Origin of the sequence: Rhizobium sp. IBUN (assembly GCF_000510625.1) — a bacterium.
Classification (GTDB): Bacteria; Pseudomonadota; Alphaproteobacteria; order Rhizobiales; family Rhizobiaceae; genus Rhizobium; species Rhizobium altiplani.
Window position 1 is genome coordinate 58,465 of the sequence record NZ_AZNV01000029.1, and the last position, 17,741, is coordinate 76,205.

Sequence of the window (17,741 nt, forward strand, 5' to 3'; positions counted from 1 at the left end):
TGGCGACAGAGGGAAGTAGAACATGACGCCACGCCTGTCAGTCAACCTGAACGTGGCCGCGCTCCTGCGAAACAGGCGCAATTTGCCGTGGCCGGACTTGCTGCATTTTGGACGCATAGCGCTACGTGCAGGTGCTTGCGGCCTTACCGTCCACCCGAGACCCGATGAGCGCCATGTCCGATTTTCCGACCTTGAACCGCTACGCGATCTTGTTCGGGACGAATTTCCGCACGCGGAGTTTAATATCGAGGGCTATCCAAGCCGGCTTTTCCTGGACGCTTGTTTGCATCTAAATCCGACACAGGTCACTCTTGTGCCGGATGATCCCTCACAGGAAACCTCCGATCATGGATGGGATCTCCGAGCCAAGGCGAAGTTGCTAAAGCCCGCCATCCACCTGTTATCCGCACAGAATATCCGTGTCTCTCTATTCGTCGACGCAGAAAGTGAAGACGAAACGGCACCACGGGCCGCCGACATGGGAGCGCACCGTCTTGAGCTATTTACCGGGCCATATGCGTCCTGCCATGACCATCCGGCGGAAGCTGTCAGATATCTCCGAGCACTGCAGGAAGCGGGGCGGACGGCTGTCAAAGCAGGCCTCAAAATAAACGCCGGTCATGATCTCAACCGTAAGAACCTACCGGCCCTCCTTCGACGCCTTCCTTTTCTGTCGGAGGTCTCGATTGGTCACGCGTTGATGGCGGATGCATTGGAATTCGGCCTCGGCGAGACTGTTAGACTCTACAATAGAGTGCTTGAAGCTTCGGAGCACACGTAGCCCACGTAGAGGATGCATTCACCGGGTGTTGCCGAAGGCTTTTGTGGAGAAACTAATGCCAGTCAATGTGCCGGCCTTACGGGCGTTTCACGCTGTGGCTACCGGAGGTGGGTTCTCAGCGGGCGCGCAGTTACTCGGGCGGACGCAATCGACAGTGACAATTATGATCGACCGGCTTGAAAAGCAGTACGGCGTCGAATTGATAGTACGTCGCCGGGGCAAATTCGTAGGGCTAACGTCGGCTGGAGAGAGCGTGATGCGCAGCGCGAGCCAGATGTTCCAGCATGAGAATGATATTGAACTTGTGCTGCGCAATTCGTCCGGTTGCGTAAGTGGGAGGCTGTGTCTGGGCTCTACTGCGCCGCGTGCGATGATCCGTATCGTGACTCGTTTGCGGGAGACTTTTCCAGCATTGGAAATCTCGATCTCCCAGGCAAATTCGGCGCGTGTCGTCGGAGATTTGCTTGACTGTCGAACTGACCTCGGTATTGCGGGTGGGTACGTGAACGAGGCCGACCTCATTGCAATACCCCATGAGCGTCGTGAAATTCTATTGGTTGGGACGAAGGCACACATCCCTACCGATGGTATGACGCTCAGCCGAACAGAGTTCTCCAGCAAGACGCTGCTCCTGCGTGAACCGGGATCCCAGACACGAACGGCCGTCCTTGGGCACCTGGAGCATCACGCTATGCAACCCGCAGGGATACTCGAAATCACGACCCGCGAAGGTCAGGCTTACGCCGCCGCGGCAGGGCTCGGGGTGGCTCCAATTGCCGATGCGGAGATCCCAGAAGGACTAAATCTAAACCGTGCCCGGTTAGAAGGCGGACGGATTGAAGGCTCGGTGAGCCTCTACCTGCTACGAAGTCGAGCGGCTAGCCCCCTTTTGAAGCGAGTTTTGGAAGTTGCACAGACCCTGCGCTGCCTTTAGCTCCGACTCGCAATCCATTCCGCATCGCGTGTCCAGCGATCAAAGCGCCTCTTGAGCAGTCTATGGCGATCTGCGTTGGCGCTGAACCGGGCTGCTACCCGCGCCATAGTCCTCGCAGCGATCTTAGTATTCCGATAGGCGCCGAGGGACACCGCCGCCGTAATGGCGCAACCCTTTGCGCCGAGCTCGCTGCAATCCAGCGTCTCAACTTGACGTCCAAAGCAGTCTGCGAAGAGTTGTGCCCACGTGTGGCTCGTAGCTGCTCCGCCAGCCAGGCGAATTGCCTCGTGTTCGCGAGCCAGCGGCCAGATCGGCGCAGAGTCTTGAGTATGGGCAAACGCTACGCCTTCATACATTGCAGTGACGACTTCGGGCAGCGTGTGTTCGATTCCAAGTCCAAGAAAGGCGCCTCGTCCGGTCTCCACTCCGCCCAATAAAAAGGGAAAGAAGGATGGGGAATCCATATCCAGCAAAGCTGGGTCCGCTAACCGATCGAACGCTGGATGATCCCCGGGTTGCCCTGCTTGCCTAGGCACGGTCATCATGTGCGACAAGACCCAAGAGAGGTTTCCTGCGGAGCGCGCTGAGTTAAAGGAAATCAGCCTATTGCTCTTGTCCAAATGGGGCAAGGCAGTGATTGGCATTCGCGACGTGGCCGTCTCTGGTGTAGCAACGATTTGATTGATGCTCCACGTTCCCGCAATCATCGAAATTTCCCCAGGCTCGATCACTCCAGACGCGAGGGCGCAGGCTGACAGATCTACTAATCCGGTCATAACCGGGGTACCCTGCAAGAGCCCCGTCTGCCGAGCGGCATCGCCGGTTACATGGCCAGCGATCGCATCGCTTGGCAGTATTTCGGGGAGACGGTCGAGCCAGACGTCCCCACACGCTTCGCTTATCAAATCTCGAGCGTAGGTTTCGCGATTTAGATCGAGCAGTCCGGCTGTGGCCGCGTCGGTGGGGTCGGTAGAGATGATTCCCGTGAGGCGCAGTCTGATAAAGTCTTTGCACCAGAGGATTTTGTCTGCTCGGTCATAGGTATGATCACCACTCCTATGGATCCAGCGAAACAATGGAAGGGACCACGCGGACCATAATTCGATACCCAGAGTGGAAGAGATTGCGGCGCAAAGCGGGCCTTTATTCAGCGACGTCGAATCAAGGATTGCGCGTCTGTCGGAGGACAGAATTGCTGGACCGATCGTCTTACCGTTGGAACCAACCGCAAACAGGCCGCCACCGAAGCCTGTCGCACATACGGCGGCCACACGAGCCGCACGGTCATTGTCAGCGCTAGACAAAAGATCGCGGACGGCCGCGGCCACTGCTTCCCACAGCAAGTCCGGATCGCGCTCGGCCCTGCCGCCGCCCCGTGAAGTGACTGTGGGCAGCTGACGTCGGTGGACAGCAATCAAATTGCCCTGGATGTCGAAAAGGGCAGCTTTTGCCGTTGTTCCGCCTGCATCGATGCCTAGGATTAGATCGGGTTTCGCGCTCAATTCGGCATCTCCCCAACACGGGGCAGGCGGATGTTCATCTCAGTTCGAAGCGCGTCCTGTTGCCTCCGACGCATTGGCTCGTCCCACCTGAGATGTTTCGCGGCAATATCAGCGATCCGCGCAATAACGGTCTCCTTTGGAGGTTTGACGAAGCCTGGGCTCCAACGGCGGTAGAAGATGTCACTAAGCGTCCGAGCCTGCTCCAGTTCAAAGAACATTGCGAGTTCCCCGCCAAGGAGGAGTGGTTCCGCTTGTATCTCTTCCTTTCCCTCGGGCGATCCTAGGAAGGCGTCGATGCGATCATCTGAGCCGTAGCGGGAAACAAGAATTGCTGCATTCGCGGCCGTGATGCCGAGTTGTTGCAACCGGTTGAGACGAATCCCTCGGACGGTTGGCCAGTCCCGCGCTCCACCGATTGGAATATCGCGGGTGTCTCTCGGGTTGAGGTCGGGTAGGTGCATAGTTAGGACCTTGCTCGTGTCGTCCGCGAAGGACCGGAATGTTGTCCATTTCCCACCAACCATGGAAAGAACGGGACCATGTTTGGATGTGTCCTGAACCACGACATGATCTCTAGGTACCGAGGCAGCGGTTTCTGCTGACACCGCTGCAAAGGCTCTTACACCGAAGCTGCTCGAAGTGATCTGTTTGCACCGCAGGTTAGCCTGTGGGAAAAGGCGGTTTAAATTGCCGAGGATATACGCCGCATCGCGTGTAAAATCGCGCTCGCCCTCCGGTGTGCCAGTGAGCTGGTCGGTCGTGCCGGTAAAGACGTGGCCGGCCAGTTGGTAGGCAAGACAAAGTCGACCATCTTCAGTTTCGAAATAGACGATTCGATCGCCTAGGGCCTTGGCTAGATTCGGCGCATCCAGTACCAGGTGAAGTCCTTGAGAACCCATCACATGAGAGGTCTTCAGACCCAATTTGCTGTTGACACGATCAACACTAGGTCCTGTGGCGTTTACGACGACGCGGGGCGCGATCAACAACTCGGGCCCGTGCTCGGGACGAATGACGATGCCTTGGTCATTTTGCGAGAACTCGCAGTAGTTCAGAGCGACGCAGTCTGGATTTGCACGCACTCCATCTTGAATTAATTCGAGCGCCAATCGTTCCGGGTGAAGGACGAGCCCGTCGGTATAAACTCCTGCACCGATTATTGCTTCGTTGAGCCCGGACAGTAGTCGGTCAAGAGCCTTGCGCCCGAGACGGCGATGCGGAAGGCTTGTGCCACTGCGACTGCTAAACGAGTCATAGAGTGTGAGCCCGATGTGCACCAGAAGACCTCCGCGGCGATGGCTGCGCTTTTGGTTGGTCAACAGGTTCAATGCCGCCGTAACAAGTCCCGCAACTCGTGTGGAGTAGGGAATGACGACCTCAACTGGGCGAACAAGGTGGGAGGCATTACGGAAAAGGCGGTTGCGCTCTGCGAGCGACTCTTGGACCAAGGCGAAGTTTCCGCCTTCCAGATATCGAAGGCCTCCGTGCGCCATCCTCGACGATGCAGCACTTGTTCCGGCCGAAAAATCGTTCTTGTCGATCAAGAGGCAGCGCAAGCTCGACAAGGAGAGCTGCCGAAAAAGCGCACAGCCATTGATACCCGCTCCAATGATCAGCACGTCAAATCGATTATTTGCTAGGACCGCATCGATCATCTGGTCGCGCTTCATCTATACCTCGCCGCAGGTGGCTAACCCTGTTGAACCCGCAACAAAGCTAGTCACAGCGGAGGATCGTGGAAAATTGATTTTTAGAGCGGAATGCCCGAACGGTATCAATACGATGACAAGGTGTTGAGGTAACAACACCCGGGGATGTCAGGTTATCTCTGCTGAAGGCGGTGTCGGCAACCGGGATCACTAGATTAGGTCCCAAATGAGATGTTTTCAGCTGCGATCGATCTGAGGCAGGCAATTCCGCGTCGTTCAGCGCCGTAGGAACGGGTTTTGTCCGTGACGATGCACTTCCGTATGGATCCCCGCTGCCTCAGCAATCGTATCAACAGAGCGGTAGCAAGCTTGGTATCGCGGCGGATGTGAGCAACCGGTTTGAGCACGTGGTCTGGGCGGCGCGCCTGTCCTCACGGCCCATGTCGTCAAACTGGTTCGCCGAGGCGGCGCTGGATTAGCCCGAGGGGATGGCCCACTGAAGGCAAGCCGCCGCATAAATTGGCGGTCATCGAAGCTTGCGAAGGCGCGGGGGTCGAGGCACGGTCGGAATGTAGCCAGTCGTAAGCTACCCCTATCTAAAACTCGTGGGGGATGGCCTGCAAAACGCGTAACGTCTTCGACCGGCCATCGGGTGCGCGACGGGCGACGGTGCGATCCTGCGCTTCCTACAGCCTTCGCCCTGCTCATCGTTTTCGTTCCTCAGGTAAGCTGCCCGGCTTTGGCAGATTAGTCAGGCCGATTGGCGGAGGCTGATCTGCTCCATAGGCAGCTTCGCCTCGCTCTCTTGCAGGGCGGCTTCCGCTTTCGGCAGGTAGTCCCGTGTCAATGGGACTGCGGTCTGGTCGAGCGAAAGCTGTAGCTGAAAGATCATCAGACCCTGGTAGCGAAAGGCAGTCTCGCAACAGGCGAGATAAAATTCCCACATGCGGGCGAAACATTCGTCATAGAGCCGGACGGCTTCGTCACGACGCGCCATGAAGCGCTCCCGCCAGGCTTTCAGTGTCTCCGCGTAATGTAATCGCAAGATCTCTACGTCACACACCACGAAGCCATGCCGTTCCAGAGCTGGGAAGACTTCGGATAGCGAGGGAATATAGCCGCCGGGGAATATATACTTCTGAATCCAAGGGTTTGTGGCCGAGGGTGCGTCGAATTGCCCGATCGAATGGAGCACGAAAACGCCGCCGGGCTTCAGAAGACTGCGCGCCTTGGCGAAAAACTCGTCGTAATGCCCAACGCCGACATGCTCGAACATGCCGACCGACACGATACGGTCGAAACGTTCGTCGATGTTGCGATAATCCTTGAGCAAGAAGCGGACCCCGTCCGAGACATTCTTGTCCGACGCGCGTCCATTGGAAACCGCGTGCTGCTCTTGCGAAAGAGTCACGCCTGTAACGTCAGCTCCCGCCATTGCATTGATGTACAGTCCTAACCCGCCCCAGCCCGAGCCGATGTCGAGAACGCGGTGTTCGGGCGAGACCAGTAGTTTGGCCGTGAGGTGACGCTTCTTGGCAAGTTGCGCTTCTTCCAGCGTAATTTTGCTATCTTCAAAATAGGCGCAGGAATACTGGCTGTCGCTGTCAAGAAACAGCCGGTAGAGATCGCCGTTCAGATCGTAATGATGCGCAACGTTTTGACGGGATCGCCACTGCGAATTAAACTGGTGGATGCGGCGGAGAAGGAAGTTGATCTTTCTCAACATTGCCGGAACGCCTCGAAGTTCGGCGACTTGGGTATTTTTAAAGAGCAGTTCGAGAAACTCGTAGACGGAGCCGCGGCTTATCTCAAGATTGCCATCCATGAACGCTTCGCCGATCGCGAGCTCGGGATTGAAAAACAATGCGCGTTCCGTTGCCTTTGACTTGATCTCGATAGAGATTTCGGGTTCGCCTTGACCGTAGATCCGGTTTCGCCCGGAAGCGTAGGTCACGCGCAATCCGCCGGTTTTGATCGTTCGCTTCAGAAACGGATGTAGAAAGATTTCCATAAGGTCTTGCCATTTCAATGATGATTTCGTGCGGTGTTCGCGCGCGCGGTCACAATTCTATCACTTGCCGCACGGCACTTCCGTCATGCAGGCGGTCAAAACCTTCGTTGATGTCTTCGAGCTTCATCGTAGCGCTGAGCAGTCGGTTCACCGGCAAGCGGCCGTCGCGATAAAGGGCGATGAAGCGCGGGATGTCCCGTATAGGCACGCACGTGCCAATATAACTGCCTTTGAACGTCCTCTCTTCGCCGACAAGCTGGACGACGTTCACGGGAAGGGCTGCTCCCGGCGGAGGTAGACCTGCGGTAACCGTCGTGCCACCGCGCCGGGTCATACCGAAAGCGTTTTCGAGCGCACGAACCGAGCCTGCCATCTCGAAGGCATAGTCGGCACCACCGGCGGTGATCTCGCGAACCTGTTCCACAGCGTCCGCATCACGGCCGTTCACAATAGCAGTAGCGCCGAGTTCACGCGCTAGGGCCAATTTTTCCGCAGAGAGATCCACCGCAACGATCTTGCTCGCGCCCGCCGCTCGCGCTCCGAGCACAGCCGCGAGACCAACGCCGCCCAGCCCTACGATGACGGCAGTCGAGCCGGCCTTCACCTTAGCCGTATTCACGACAGCACCAACGCCTGTCAAAACGGCGCAGCCAAAAAGCGCGGCCTCCACGAAGGGCAAATCCTTGTCGACCTTAACTACTGAATTGCGGGATACAACGGCGTATTCGGCAAAGGCGGAAACACCGAGATGATGATGGACGGATTTGCCGCGGTAGTTAAGCCTTATTGCACCGCCAAGGAGCGTCCCTGCAGCGTTGGCGGCGGCTCCCGGTTCACACAGTGCGGGTCGGCCTTCCGCACAAGGCAGGCAGTGCCCGCAACTCGGCATAAAGACAATTACGACGTGATCGCCCAGTTCAAGGTCCCGGACACCATCACCCAATGACTCGACGGTGCCTGCCGCTTCATGTCCCAGCGCCATCGGCATTGGACGTGGCCTGTCGCCATTGATGACGGAGAGATCGGAATGGCAGAGCCCGGCAGCGCGGATCCGAACCAGGACTTCACCCGGGCCGGGCGGGGCAAGTTCGACATTCTCGATGGTTAGCGGTTTACTTGCGCTATAGGGGTGAGAAGCATTCATTCCTTGCAATACCGCGGCTCTGACCAGCATTTTTTCTCTCCTGAATGGACACTGGCTGGAAAGTATACCTGCGTCATTGAGACGATAATACGCGCCGTCGCATTAACTGTTTTGAATCGAATTCACCAATGGCAGCGTTGAGCGGCAGCCGCTGCGTCTCTTTATCTGTTCCGCGAATTCTCAAGAGTTTTTCGCGAGAGCCGGCTAGTGCTTGACGAGCAACGAAGTATCTTCGGGTCATCCAAGTAAAAACGAGGACCAATTATCGTGACTTCTGATGTCAATCGCAGGAAGCTTGTTGAAGCGGCGCCTTTTGCCGCGTTCAACTTCGATGAAATCGTGAACAGTTTCCCGGAAACCGCAGATACCTTGCTCGTGGATACTCGCCTAACGGATGAGGATGAGGCGAGCGCTCGGGTATTTCGCGTCTACAAGCCTACGCCAGCTCACTATCATGCAACCTGTGACGAATATCTGATTATATTGTCTGGGCGCGGCCGCTTTTTTATGGGGAATCGGGAGCCATTCGAGGTCGGGCCGGGCGAAATGCTCTTCTTCAAGAAGGGCACTGTCCATGGCATGCCTGAGATTCTCGAGCACCCGCTCTTCATGTTCTCAGTCGACACGCCGCGCCGGGACCCGGGCGACATCATCTTCATCGATCCCGCGCAAGGCACCCCGGCAAGTTTCGTAAAGGCAAAATCATGAATACGGCTGAACTGGAAATTGTTGCAACGTTTGACGTGGAGCGTCCTGGTAATCCGACCGTCATGCGCGACGGCAGGACACTCATATCCGTTTCGGCGGTCGCTACCCCCGAATTTGCGGTTCGGGTCATTGGTTCCGACGGAAACCACCGGCCTTATCCCAACGAGATCTGGGCGGGCAAACCCTGTCAGGATGGCCGTGGTATGACGGGCGTGATCGGCATTCGGGCGGACAAGGATGACGTCGTGTGGATGCTGGATATGGGTGACGCTGGTAACCAGCCAAAACTGGTTGCCTGGAACGACCGCGCGGACAGGCTACACCAGATTATTGTTTTACCGCAAAGTGTCTTGCGTCCTAGTTCGTTTGTACAGGATTTTATAATCGACGCGCAACGCAAACGCATCTACATCGCCGATATGACGCTGAATGCTGATGGCTCCAGTGATTATCCCGCCATTATTGTAGTTGATCTCGTGACTGGGCTTGCCCGAAGGGCGCTAGAAAACCATCCTGCCCTGCAGCCTGACGAAGCGCCGGTCGTCATCGACGGGAAGACAGTTGCGACCGTCACGGCGGACGGACGCACAGTTCCTTACCGGTATGGTCTCAATCCGATCGCTATCGACCCGCTCGGACGATGGGTTTACTTCGGCGCGTTGTCGGGCAAATCAGTATATCGGATCGACGCTAACATTCTCTCCGACGAGACCGTGAGTGCTGAAGTGGTTGCAGGTGGTGTTGAATTCTGGTGCGCAAAACCGCCCTGCGACGGCTTCGATGTCGATGCTGTCGGCAATGTCTACATCACGGATATTGTCAAAAGCGCAATAGGCGTTGCATCGCCTTCCGGATATCGCGTTCTCGTCGAGGATACAGAACGGCTTGGCTGGCCGGATGGCGTCGAATTAGATGTGGAGGGGCATTGGCTCTATATCACTAGCAATCAGTTGCACCGGCATCCGCTGTTGAACAGTGGAGACGATGCAAGTCGACCGCCTTACTATTTGCTCCGGCTGCGCGTTGACGCACCGATGACCGCCTAGCGATAACCGAGGTGCCGGAGGGAACCACGTCGCTTTTAAGCGCCGAAGAGATGCACCGCACTTTTGTTCCCTCCAGTTCTCTCCCAATCTCCTCCAGTCCAAAAGGTGCTGGCGTTGCTCACTGCACGCAAGCGTCAACCAGGGTCGAGGAGGGGGCGGACCTATACGAGACGCATCCGCGAACGGATTGAGACCAATCGAACTTTTAAGCGATCACTGCGCCTCAGTAGAGGGCGCACAGCATTCTTGGGGACGTATTTGCGGGGTTGACCACGGCGTGCCGTACGAGACGCTCAAAGGGGCCGAGGGTGCTCTCTCACGTCCGGCTTCGATCTTCCCTCCTCGACGAGGTGCTCCGCCAGGAAGTCAATGAACGCGCGGATCCGGGCAGCGAGATGTTCATGTCCAGCAAAGACTGCGTGAATTTGTTCGATGTCCGCCGGATTGTATTCCTCGAGCAGCGGGATCAGTCTTCCTGCGTCAATATCCGGCTGCACATGGAATAGCCCAACCCTCCCCATACCGCTGCCTGAAAGGCAGAGGCGGTGCATGATCATGCCACTATTGACAGTTGTATTTCCCGATACAGGAACGCGATAGACCTCCGATGATCCAGGATCTCGAAACGGCCATTCATTCAACGCCCGTCGGAAATTGAAGGTGAAGCAGTTGTGGACCGCAAGATCCTGTGGGGTTTTCGGTGTACCCTTTGCGTCAAGGTAGGCAGGGGAGGCCACAATGACTCGGCGGCTTTCTAGAAGCTTGCGTGCCTTCAGAGATGAGTCGTCCATGGCCCCGGATCGAATCGCAATATCGGTGCGCTCTTCGATGAGGCCGATAACGCCATCCGTTAAGGAGATATCCAGTTCGACCTCTGGATAGAGCGCCAGAAACTCCGGCGCGAGCGGCAATAGGTAGCGTTCGCCAAACCCCAAAGTTGCATTGACGCGGAGCAGCCCGCGCGGAACCATTCGGCCGCCGCCAGCAACGATCTGCTCGGTTTCGAGTATCTCTGCGAGAATGCGCCGAGCTCGCTCAAGGTAAACCTCGCCTTCGGGCGTAAGCGTCATCATCCGAGTTGACCGGACCAGCAGACGGGTACCAAGCCGATCTTCAATCCGCGTTACGAGTTTGCTGATGGCGGAGGGTGACATCTTGAGACGCCTCCCAGCGGCGGAGAAGCTCTGCAATTCAGCAGCTATTACAAAGACTTCCATTTCGCCTGTTCGATTATCCATTGCTCTGCCTATGAATGAAATTCACAGGTATTTATCCAGTGCTCCTGATTATCATTCAAGCCCTCTTCGACGATATTGCAGCACAGCAGTCCTTCAACCGACAGCACAGCTGTTTTCACAACCCGCTCAGACCGTGAGCGGAGAGGAACTTGTCATGCCCTTAGCCATCTTTGCATTGACGATCGCAGCCTACGCGATCGGTACCACCGAATTCGTGATCGTCGGGCTCTTGCCAACGGTCGCAAACGACCTCCAGATTACCCTGCCGCTCGCGGGCCTGATCGTAAGCGTCTACGCGCTCGGCGTCACGTTTGGTGCGCCGATCCTAACCGCTCTGACGGGCAAGATCGAACGAAAGCCGCTGCTGCTTGGGCTGATGGCACTGTTCGTCGTCGGCAATACAGTTGCTGCTCTGTCGCCGAGCTATGAACTTCTGCTCGTGGCTCGCGTGTTGGCGGCTTTCGCCCACGGCGTCTTTTTCTCAGTCGGCTCGACTATCGCCGCTGATCTCGTTCCGGAAAACCGCCGCGCCTCGGCTATCGCCATGATGTTCATGGGGTTGACTGTCGCAATTGTCACTGGTGTTCCACTCGGCACGTATATCGGTCAGATCCTCGGATGGCGTGCGACTTTCTGGGCCGTAGCTGCGCTTGGCGTTATCGCCTTCCTCGCTATTGCCGCCCTTCTGCCGAATAATCTCAAGAAGGCCGCACCAGCAAGCCTCCTCGACCAAGTCCGCGTTCTGGGTTCTGGACGCCTCCTGATTGTCTTCGCCATGACCGCACTCGGGTACGGTGGCACGTTTGTCGCCTTCACCTTCCTGGCTCCGATCCTGCAGGAAATTACTGGATTTTCGGAACAGAGCGTTAGCTTGATCCTCGTGCTCTACGGCATTGCGATTGCCATCGGTAACATCGCCGGCGGCAAGATCGCCAACCACAACCCGGTCAAGGCGCTGATCGGTCTGTTCATTCTGCAGGCGCTTGTGCTGGTCATTTTGACATTCACAGCAGTTTCGCCGACCCTGGCAATCGTCACCCTTGTGGCACTTGGCTTCCTTCAATTCGGCAATGTGCCCGGCCTGCAGCTCTATGTGGTGAAACTTGCCAAGGAGCATCGCCCAGGCGCCGTTGACGTCGCATCGGCTCTCAACATTGCCGCGTTCAACCTGGGTATCGCCATTGGCGCATGGCTTGGTGGCCTCGTGGTAGAGTCCCCACTAGGTCTCGGAGCAACCCCCTGGGTCGGCGCAATCCTGGTCGTCGTCGCGCTCTTACTGACTATTTGGAGTGGCGCTCTCGATCGCCGCGCAACGACCCCCATCCTCAAGGCTGCCTAAATCGTGACTAACCCGGCGCGAAGAGCGCCGGGTTCCCTTAATGAACCCTACCCGGAGAATTCTTATGTCTAAGTTCAATGCTGGTCAGCTGTCTGCGTTGGACCGCATCCGTAAGCCGGAAGGCGGCCTGACGCTCGGCATAGAGCTTCCCCTCGACAACGACTGGTCACCGGAGCGGGAAGCGCGACGCATACGGGAAAACCGTCCCTTCGGTGTTCCTGATCTCGCCGACTATCCCGATCTTGTCCGCCAGGTCGACCGTTCAGGTTTTGCTGCCGTATGGATGCGAGACGTGCCGGTGTTCGATCCCAACAACTTCGGCGACGCCGGTTCCGTCTACGATCCCTTTGTCAATCTCGGCTTTCTCGCCGGCATTACCGAAAACGTCGCTTTGGGTACTGCTGCCATTGTCCTGCCGTTGCGCCATCCGATGATGGTCGCGAAGGCGGCCGCCTCGGTCGATCAGCTCTCCGGCGGTCGGCTAATCCTCGGGGTGGCATCTGGCGACCGCCCGGTGGAATATCCGTTGCTCGGGCTCGATTTCGAACAGCGCGGCGAAGCTTTCCGGAGCGCGGTTTCGTATCTGCGCGATGCGTGGACGACAGATGGCCTGCCGATCGGCGACGGGCGTGTCGAGCCTAGCCTCGACCTGCTGCCAAAGCCCCAGCAAACCCAAATCTCGATGATCATTGCCGGTCAGGGCCGTCAGTCGCCGGACTGGATCGCTGCCAACATGGAGGGCCGGTTCGTCTATCCGAACGGACTGGAGCGGCTCGCGGCCCAGGCGCACGACTGGCGCGCTGCCCGCCAGGCTCTTGATCTGCCCCGCGGTGCCTTCGTGAGCGCCTTCCACCTTGATCTCGCTGACGATCCCAACGAACCGGCGACACCGCGCCGCTTCGGCGCGCGCACCGGCCGCAATGCCTTCGTCGAGCATCTGAACGCGCTGGAAGACGCCGGTGTCGATCATCTGGCACTCTTGCTGCGTCCGTCGCGCCGGCCGCTGAACGAAGTTATCGACGAACTGGCACGCGACATCCTGCCAACCCTCAACGCCCAATCCCCCTCAGCGAAGACCGCTGCGGAATAGCCAAGGAGTACTAGCAATGCTTAGCGTAACCGCAAATGGCGCCACCGTTCCAGCCCTCGGCTTCGGTACTTTCCGAATGCCCGGCGCAGACGTGCTCAGGATCGTTCCTCATGCCCTGAAAGTGGGTTTCCGCCACGTGGACACTGCCCAAATCTACGGCAACGAGGCCGAGGTCGGCGAGGCGATTGCCGGCTCGGCCGTGGCACGCGGCGATATCTTCCTGACCACCAAGGTCTGGGTCGAGAACTACAAGCACGATGCCTTCATCAGGTCCGTTGACGAAAGCCTGAAGAAGCTGAAGACCGACTACGTCGACCTTCTGCTGCTGCACTGGCCGAACCAAGCCGTCTCACTCGCGGAACAAATCGGCGCGCTGAACGAAGTGAAGGAAGCGGGCAAGGTTCGCCACATCGGCGTTTCCAATTTCAATACCGCTCTGGTGGCCGAATCCGTCAAGCTCTCCAAGGCGCCGCTCGTCACCAACCAGGTCGAGTACCACCCCTATCTAAACCAGGACGTGGTGATCGCGGCGGCCAAGAAGGCCGGCATGTCGGTGACAGGCTATTACGGCATGGCCGATGGCAAGGTCTTTGCCGATCCCGTCCTGAGGGACATCGGCGCCACGCATGGCAAGTCTGTGGCGCAGGTCGTTTTGCGTTGGCTTATCCAGCAGGAGGGTGTCATCGCGCTTTCCAAAACGGTCGGTGAGGCTCGCGCCGCCGAGAACTTTGCCATTTTCGACTTCGCCCTGTCCGCCGAAGAAATGGCAGCCATCTACGGTTTGGCGAAGGCCGATGGCCGGATCGTTTCGCCAGACGGTCTGGCACCGGTCTGGGACAAGGCCGCCTGATACGGAGGGAGGGGCCGACGGCCCCTCCGAGCCTTAGGATAACATCGCGGTCTGCGGATTGCTCGAAACTGGAGAGTGACATGAGCCGATTCCACTTTGCCGGACGCACCTTCGAGGTCAACTACGGCGATCTCGTTGCGACCAACGCCTATGCGGCTGACAAGAACAACTTGACCTACGAAATCACCGGCGGTTCACTCAAGGGTGCGACCGCAAAGGTCGCCTTCGAGTGGAAGGAGCTCGATGGAGGGAACTTCGTCATTTCTTGGCAAGAGGCTGACGGTTCGACCGTCGTCCATATCGATAACTTCGAGAAGGGTTCCTCGCTGACCTTTTTTACTACCCCTGGATCGGGCTTTTATCGACTTTCCGGATCGCTGCGCGAACTCGCCGACCAAGAGTAATTGCTCATCAAAGAAATATGCTCGGTAGGCCACGACCATATTCTCTTTGCAGGTATGACACTGTCGGCCCTCTATGCCGCGAGACGTTCGACCGAGAAAATTGAAAGAGCCTGGGTCAATCGGCTCGCCTCCTGAGCAAGATGGGCGATTGCCGCGGTTGTTTCCTCGACCATCGCGGCATTCTGTTGTGTCACCTGATCCATCTGTCCAATTGCAGCGTTCACTTCTGTGAGACTTGACGTTTGTAGTTGGGCAGAGCGCGCGATTTCTTCCATTTGAGAGTTCATGCTATCGATGTAGACGCCAATCGCTCTCAAGGCGTCGCCTGCTTGTTTGGCTAGGTTGACCCCGATGATGATCTCATGGTTGGAGTCGGAGATTAGTTGGGTGACCTCTCGCGCAGCTACTGCGGAACGCTGCGCGAGTTGTCGCACTTCTTGTGCGACTACCGCAAATCCCTTTCCTGCCTCGCCCGCGCGGGCGGCCTCAACGCCAGCATTTAATGCGAGCAGGTTCGTCTGGAACGCGATCTGATCGATCGCACTTATGATGCCAGACATTTGTTGCGAGGATGCCTCGATGCGGCTCATTGCTGAAATTGCCAAGTCGACAACGGCCTCAGACTGGCTTGCGGATTGGTTTGCGGCAATTGCAACGGACCGCGCTTGGTCAGCCATCGCTGAGGTTGTTCCTACGTTTCGGGTAACATCGCTCAGTGCGGCTGCCGTTTCTTCTAGTCTCGCAGCTTGATGCTCCGTGCGTCGGGAAAGATCATTAGTCCCTGCACTATTTCGGAAGTTGTCGAGTCGATAACCTTGGCGACAGCCGAGATGCTCAGCAGCATAGTTCCCAACTGCTCAACCGACTGATTGAAATCGCCACGTAGGCCTTCGAATTCGGATGAAAAGGGCTCGTTGAGCTTGGTTGCAAGTGTACCGGACGCCAAGTGACGCAAACCTGACGCCAGACCGGAAGTAGCCTTCGCGAGTCTTGCTTGAGCGTCAGCCTCCGCCCGCTGCTGGACCCGCACCCGCTCGGACTCGGCGCTAATGCGCGTATCTCTTGCTTCGCTTTCGAGGCGACGTCGCTCGATTGCGGATTCTCGAAAAATAGCCAATGCGTCCGCCATGTCACCGATCTCGTCACGGCGGCTCGCGTACGGTATCACTGTGTTCAGCTTATCCTCGGACAGTGCGCGCATTGAGCTTGCTAGTGAGAGTACCGGGAGGATCGCTCTTTTTCTGAGCAAGGCGAGGCCACCAACCAGAAAAGCGATCGAAAGCAAAGCTACTGCTGTCCCTGCTCTTTTTAGAAATTGACTCTGGCTTTCCGATAGGGCTTCGCCATTTTGAACCACAACTCGGGTCAGTTTCATCAGGTCATCCATCGTCTTCTGATGACGGGCGAAGGTGTCCTTAAGTGCGATACCTGCAGTAGCGATCGCTGGCTGGTCCTTGTCTCGAATTGCCGGAATGAGTTTGTCCATCACAACAGACCAGAATGCCTCCGTGTCAGGAACAACGTCCTTGTTTAGCTTGCTGCGAAGGTCTGATGGCAGTGTTGTTGAGCTCAGCCAGAATGCCTTGCGTCCAAGATAAGCCGCGTGCAGCGTTTCGAGTTGCTGCAGATTGTTCCCGCTGGTGCGGTGGTAGACAAAAGATTCCATCGCGATCGCATAGGGTTGCAGCAAGTTGAGGGAGGGAGGGACTATCTCCGCAATGAACTCCCGGTTTTGCGAAAGGTCCCTATACTCCGCGCTGCCGACCGAATGGGTATTGAGGGCGTAGGCCTGTAGAGTAAGCGACGCGGCGGAAGTTAATGTAACCACTGCGCCTAAAACTAGGACCAGCATGCGTAGGGGCATATGCATGACGTTTCCTCCTGTTGTCGTGCAAACTAAATTTAGGAAATACAATTTATTTCGTATAAGAATACTTAAAAATGAATTTCATTTGACTGCTTGAGAGCAGCTGTCTTATAAGCAGAAGATGCACTTCTGCGTTCCTTCCGGGTGTATTGGCAGAATGTTGTCGTTGGCTCAAACCCCTTGCTACAACCGCATCTCCAAAGATCGCTGGAAACGCGTTGCGAGTAGCGCCTGACGTTTTGCTTGCATAGGAATGATTGGCGGCAGCGTCTTCTTGGCGCCAGTTCCACAATAGAGCCTTACGCCGCAACGTGTCGCCGGCTCGCCAGTTCCATAAACTGCGTTATCCCGCAGTGTGGTATTATAATACCGCGAAGATGTTTGGGGGGTCGTAGAACCTACGCCATAAAGTTCGAAATTTCAGACGCTTGCGCTGTTTTATTTTTCGGAACATCGTCCGAATCCCATCAAGAGCGGCAAGCGCTCGTCGCCACGCCCTAATTTCTTCCCTTAGGTTTGCGGCCCGAGCGAAGCGGTTTGGGTTTTCCCTCATGCGGATTAATTTCTTCAAACAGGGCTGCAACCCCGACCGAAAGAACAAGTGCGAAAGCCTCTAGGGTGGCCACCGTGACGTTCTCTTCACCCCGTTCAACTCGCCCGACATAGGAACGGTCGATACCTGCCTCCAGTGCGAGCCTTTCCTGCGACAGTCCTCGCTCCACGCGAAGGCGCCTCAAATTCCATCCTATGGTCTGCTTCGTGTCCATCAGCGCAGAACACATTTAAACGGCTTGACAATCGACGGACTGTAGGTCCCATATTGGTGATTGTTGGTTTGTATGAGGCGGAGGATTAAAGGTGGAACTGCGCCAACTCTCCTATTTCAAAGCGGTGGCCGAGGAACTGCACTTCGGCCGGGCGGCAGCCAGGATGCACATTGCCCAGCCGGCACTCAGCAATCATGTGATGTCGCTGGAAAGGGAGCTTGGCTGTCCGCTGTTCATCCGCTCGACGAGAAGGGTGGAACTGACCAGGGCAGGGGAAACCTTCTATGATCGCTGTGTGCGGATCTTAAGCGACATCGACCTGACCACCGAACTGACCCGGGCTGCCGGCGGCAGTCGCATCCGCCAGATCAGGATCGGCAGCATCTACCCGGCCACCATGGGCATGCTGCC

General features: G+C 57.0%; 17 protein-coding genes and 1 pseudogene. 9 read left to right on the plus strand and 9 right to left on the minus strand.

What is annotated here, in order from left to right:
* Window positions 1–22: 22 nt before the first annotated feature.
* Window positions 23–781 (plus strand): pyridoxine 5'-phosphate synthase, encoded by a 759-nt coding sequence (locus RHIBUN_RS0123195; RefSeq protein ID WP_025661370.1) that lies wholly within the window; start codon window positions 23–25, stop codon window positions 779–781.
* A 55-nt stretch (window positions 782–836) separates the two neighbouring features.
* Entirely contained in the window at window positions 837–1,715 is an 879-nt protein-coding gene (locus RHIBUN_RS34825; protein WP_025661371.1) for a LysR substrate-binding domain-containing protein, read from the plus strand.
* Here RHIBUN_RS34825 and RHIBUN_RS34830 read toward each other — a convergent pair.
* The 5 genes and pseudogenes from RHIBUN_RS34830 to RHIBUN_RS0123220 all read right to left on the minus strand — a co-directional run bounded on the left by RHIBUN_RS34830 (window position 1,712) and on the right by RHIBUN_RS0123220 (window position 8,051).
* The gene (locus RHIBUN_RS34830; RefSeq protein ID WP_025661372.1) at window positions 1,712–3,217 is read right to left on the minus strand and encodes an FGGY family carbohydrate kinase; all 1,506 of its coding nucleotides are present in this window, start codon (window positions 3,215–3,217) and stop codon (window positions 1,712–1,714) included. The two genes, RHIBUN_RS34825 and RHIBUN_RS34830, sit on opposite strands and share 4 nt — an antisense overlap.
* Window positions 3,214–4,887 carry an FAD-dependent oxidoreductase gene (locus RHIBUN_RS33770; protein ID WP_025661373.1) on the minus strand — a complete coding sequence of 558 codons (1,674 nt, stop codon included), beginning with the start codon at window positions 4,885–4,887 and terminating at the stop codon, window positions 3,214–3,216. Before RHIBUN_RS33770 ends, RHIBUN_RS34830 begins: the two co-directional genes overlap by 4 nt.
* A gap of 242 nt (window positions 4,888–5,129) precedes the next feature.
* Window positions 5,130–5,249 (minus strand): annotated as a pseudogene (locus RHIBUN_RS37440) (IS6 family transposase); the annotation flags it as partial.
* A gap of 368 nt (window positions 5,250–5,617) precedes the next feature.
* Window positions 5,618–6,877, minus strand: coding sequence for a cyclopropane-fatty-acyl-phospholipid synthase family protein (locus RHIBUN_RS0123215; RefSeq protein ID WP_025661374.1), 1,260 nt, complete (start codon window positions 6,875–6,877; stop codon window positions 5,618–5,620).
* A gap of 49 nt (window positions 6,878–6,926) precedes the next feature.
* The gene (locus RHIBUN_RS0123220; protein ID WP_025661375.1) at window positions 6,927–8,051 is read right to left on the minus strand and encodes a zinc-dependent alcohol dehydrogenase family protein; all 1,125 of its coding nucleotides are present in this window, start codon (window positions 8,049–8,051) and stop codon (window positions 6,927–6,929) included.
* A gap of 306 nt (window positions 8,052–8,357) precedes the next feature.
* On the opposite strand from RHIBUN_RS0123220, the gene RHIBUN_RS0123225 reads away from it, so the two are divergent.
* Window positions 8,358–8,729: a cupin domain-containing protein gene (locus RHIBUN_RS0123225; protein WP_245271707.1), complete on the plus strand. Its 372-nt coding sequence runs from the start codon at window positions 8,358–8,360 to the stop codon at window positions 8,727–8,729.
* Window positions 8,726–9,775 carry an L-dopachrome tautomerase-related protein gene (locus RHIBUN_RS0123230; RefSeq protein ID WP_025661377.1) on the plus strand — a complete coding sequence of 350 codons (1,050 nt, stop codon included), beginning with the start codon at window positions 8,726–8,728 and terminating at the stop codon, window positions 9,773–9,775. The genes RHIBUN_RS0123225 and RHIBUN_RS0123230 overlap by 4 nt, the downstream gene beginning before the upstream one ends.
* 293 nt (window positions 9,776–10,068) lie before the next feature.
* Here the strand turns inward: RHIBUN_RS0123230 and RHIBUN_RS0123235 are convergent, their stop codons facing one another.
* Window positions 10,069–11,013, minus strand: a complete 945-nt coding sequence (locus RHIBUN_RS0123235) for a LysR family transcriptional regulator (protein WP_025661378.1) — start codon at window positions 11,011–11,013, stop codon at window positions 10,069–10,071.
* Window positions 11,014–11,167: 154 nt separating this feature from the next.
* Between RHIBUN_RS0123235 and RHIBUN_RS0123240 the strand changes: the two genes are divergently transcribed.
* From RHIBUN_RS0123240 to RHIBUN_RS0123255, 4 genes are all read left to right on the plus strand, one after another.
* On the plus strand, window positions 11,168–12,352 hold the full coding sequence (locus tag RHIBUN_RS0123240) for an MFS transporter (protein WP_025661379.1): 1,185 nt from the start codon (window positions 11,168–11,170) through the stop codon (window positions 12,350–12,352).
* Between the two features lie 64 nt (window positions 12,353–12,416).
* Window positions 12,417–13,442, plus strand: a complete 1,026-nt coding sequence (locus RHIBUN_RS0123245) for an LLM class oxidoreductase (protein ID WP_025661380.1) — start codon at window positions 12,417–12,419, stop codon at window positions 13,440–13,442.
* 16 nt (window positions 13,443–13,458) lie between these two features.
* Window positions 13,459–14,292, plus strand: a complete 834-nt coding sequence (locus RHIBUN_RS0123250) for an aldo/keto reductase (protein ID WP_025661381.1) — start codon at window positions 13,459–13,461, stop codon at window positions 14,290–14,292.
* 80 nt (window positions 14,293–14,372) lie between these two features.
* A complete protein-coding gene (locus RHIBUN_RS0123255; RefSeq protein ID WP_037217404.1) occupies window positions 14,373–14,696 on the plus strand; it encodes a hypothetical protein in 324 nt (107 codons plus the stop codon).
* A gap of 71 nt (window positions 14,697–14,767) precedes the next feature.
* Here the strand turns inward: RHIBUN_RS0123255 and RHIBUN_RS34835 are convergent, their stop codons facing one another.
* The 3 genes from RHIBUN_RS34835 to RHIBUN_RS35605 form a co-directional block, all read right to left on the minus strand.
* A complete protein-coding gene (locus tag RHIBUN_RS34835) occupies window positions 14,768–15,373 on the minus strand; it encodes a methyl-accepting chemotaxis protein (protein ID WP_051420079.1) in 606 nt (201 codons plus the stop codon).
* 56 nt (window positions 15,374–15,429) lie between these two features.
* On the minus strand, window positions 15,430–16,566 hold the full coding sequence (locus RHIBUN_RS34840) for a methyl-accepting chemotaxis protein (RefSeq protein WP_051420080.1): 1,137 nt from the start codon (window positions 16,564–16,566) through the stop codon (window positions 15,430–15,432).
* A 494-nt stretch (window positions 16,567–17,060) separates the two neighbouring features.
* On the minus strand, window positions 17,061–17,330 hold the full coding sequence (locus RHIBUN_RS35605; protein WP_084659784.1) for a helix-turn-helix transcriptional regulator: 270 nt from the start codon (window positions 17,328–17,330) through the stop codon (window positions 17,061–17,063).
* 91 nt (window positions 17,331–17,421) lie between these two features.
* Here RHIBUN_RS35605 and RHIBUN_RS0123265 point away from each other — a divergent pair.
* Window positions 17,422–17,741: LysR family transcriptional regulator (locus tag RHIBUN_RS0123265; protein ID WP_025661383.1), on the plus strand; the 320-nt coding region annotated here is incomplete at its 3' end.

Excerpts from the sequence above, each read along its gene's own strand:
- RHIBUN_RS0123230 (WP_025661377.1), top strand. The coding sequence starts at position 8,726 with ATGAATACGGCTGAACTGGAAATTGTTGCAACGTTTGACGTGGAGCGT.
- RHIBUN_RS35605 (WP_084659784.1), bottom strand. The coding sequence starts at position 17,330 with ATGGACACGAAGCAGACCATAGGATGGAATTTGAGGCGCCTTCGCGTG.
- RHIBUN_RS0123220 (WP_025661375.1), bottom strand. The coding sequence starts at position 8,051 with ATGCTGGTCAGAGCCGCGGTATTGCAAGGAATGAATGCTTCTCACCCC.
- RHIBUN_RS33770 (WP_025661373.1), bottom strand. The coding sequence starts at position 4,887 with ATGAAGCGCGACCAGATGATCGATGCGGTCCTAGCAAATAATCGATTT.
- RHIBUN_RS0123215 (WP_025661374.1), bottom strand. The coding sequence starts at position 6,877 with ATGGAAATCTTTCTACATCCGTTTCTGAAGCGAACGATCAAAACCGGC.
- RHIBUN_RS0123255 (WP_037217404.1), top strand. The coding sequence starts at position 14,373 with ATGAGCCGATTCCACTTTGCCGGACGCACCTTCGAGGTCAACTACGGC.
- RHIBUN_RS0123245 (WP_025661380.1), top strand. The coding sequence starts at position 12,417 with ATGTCTAAGTTCAATGCTGGTCAGCTGTCTGCGTTGGACCGCATCCGT.
- RHIBUN_RS0123250 (WP_025661381.1), top strand. The coding sequence starts at position 13,459 with ATGCTTAGCGTAACCGCAAATGGCGCCACCGTTCCAGCCCTCGGCTTC.
- RHIBUN_RS0123240 (WP_025661379.1), top strand. The coding sequence starts at position 11,168 with ATGCCCTTAGCCATCTTTGCATTGACGATCGCAGCCTACGCGATCGGT.
- RHIBUN_RS34840 (WP_051420080.1), bottom strand. The coding sequence starts at position 16,566 with ATGCATATGCCCCTACGCATGCTGGTCCTAGTTTTAGGCGCAGTGGTT.
- RHIBUN_RS0123235 (WP_025661378.1), bottom strand. The coding sequence starts at position 11,013 with ATGGATAATCGAACAGGCGAAATGGAAGTCTTTGTAATAGCTGCTGAA.
- RHIBUN_RS0123195 (WP_025661370.1), top strand. The coding sequence starts at position 23 with ATGACGCCACGCCTGTCAGTCAACCTGAACGTGGCCGCGCTCCTGCGA.
- RHIBUN_RS34825 (WP_025661371.1), top strand. The coding sequence starts at position 837 with ATGCCAGTCAATGTGCCGGCCTTACGGGCGTTTCACGCTGTGGCTACC.
- RHIBUN_RS34835 (WP_051420079.1), bottom strand. The coding sequence starts at position 15,373 with ATGGCTGACCAAGCGCGGTCCGTTGCAATTGCCGCAAACCAATCCGCA.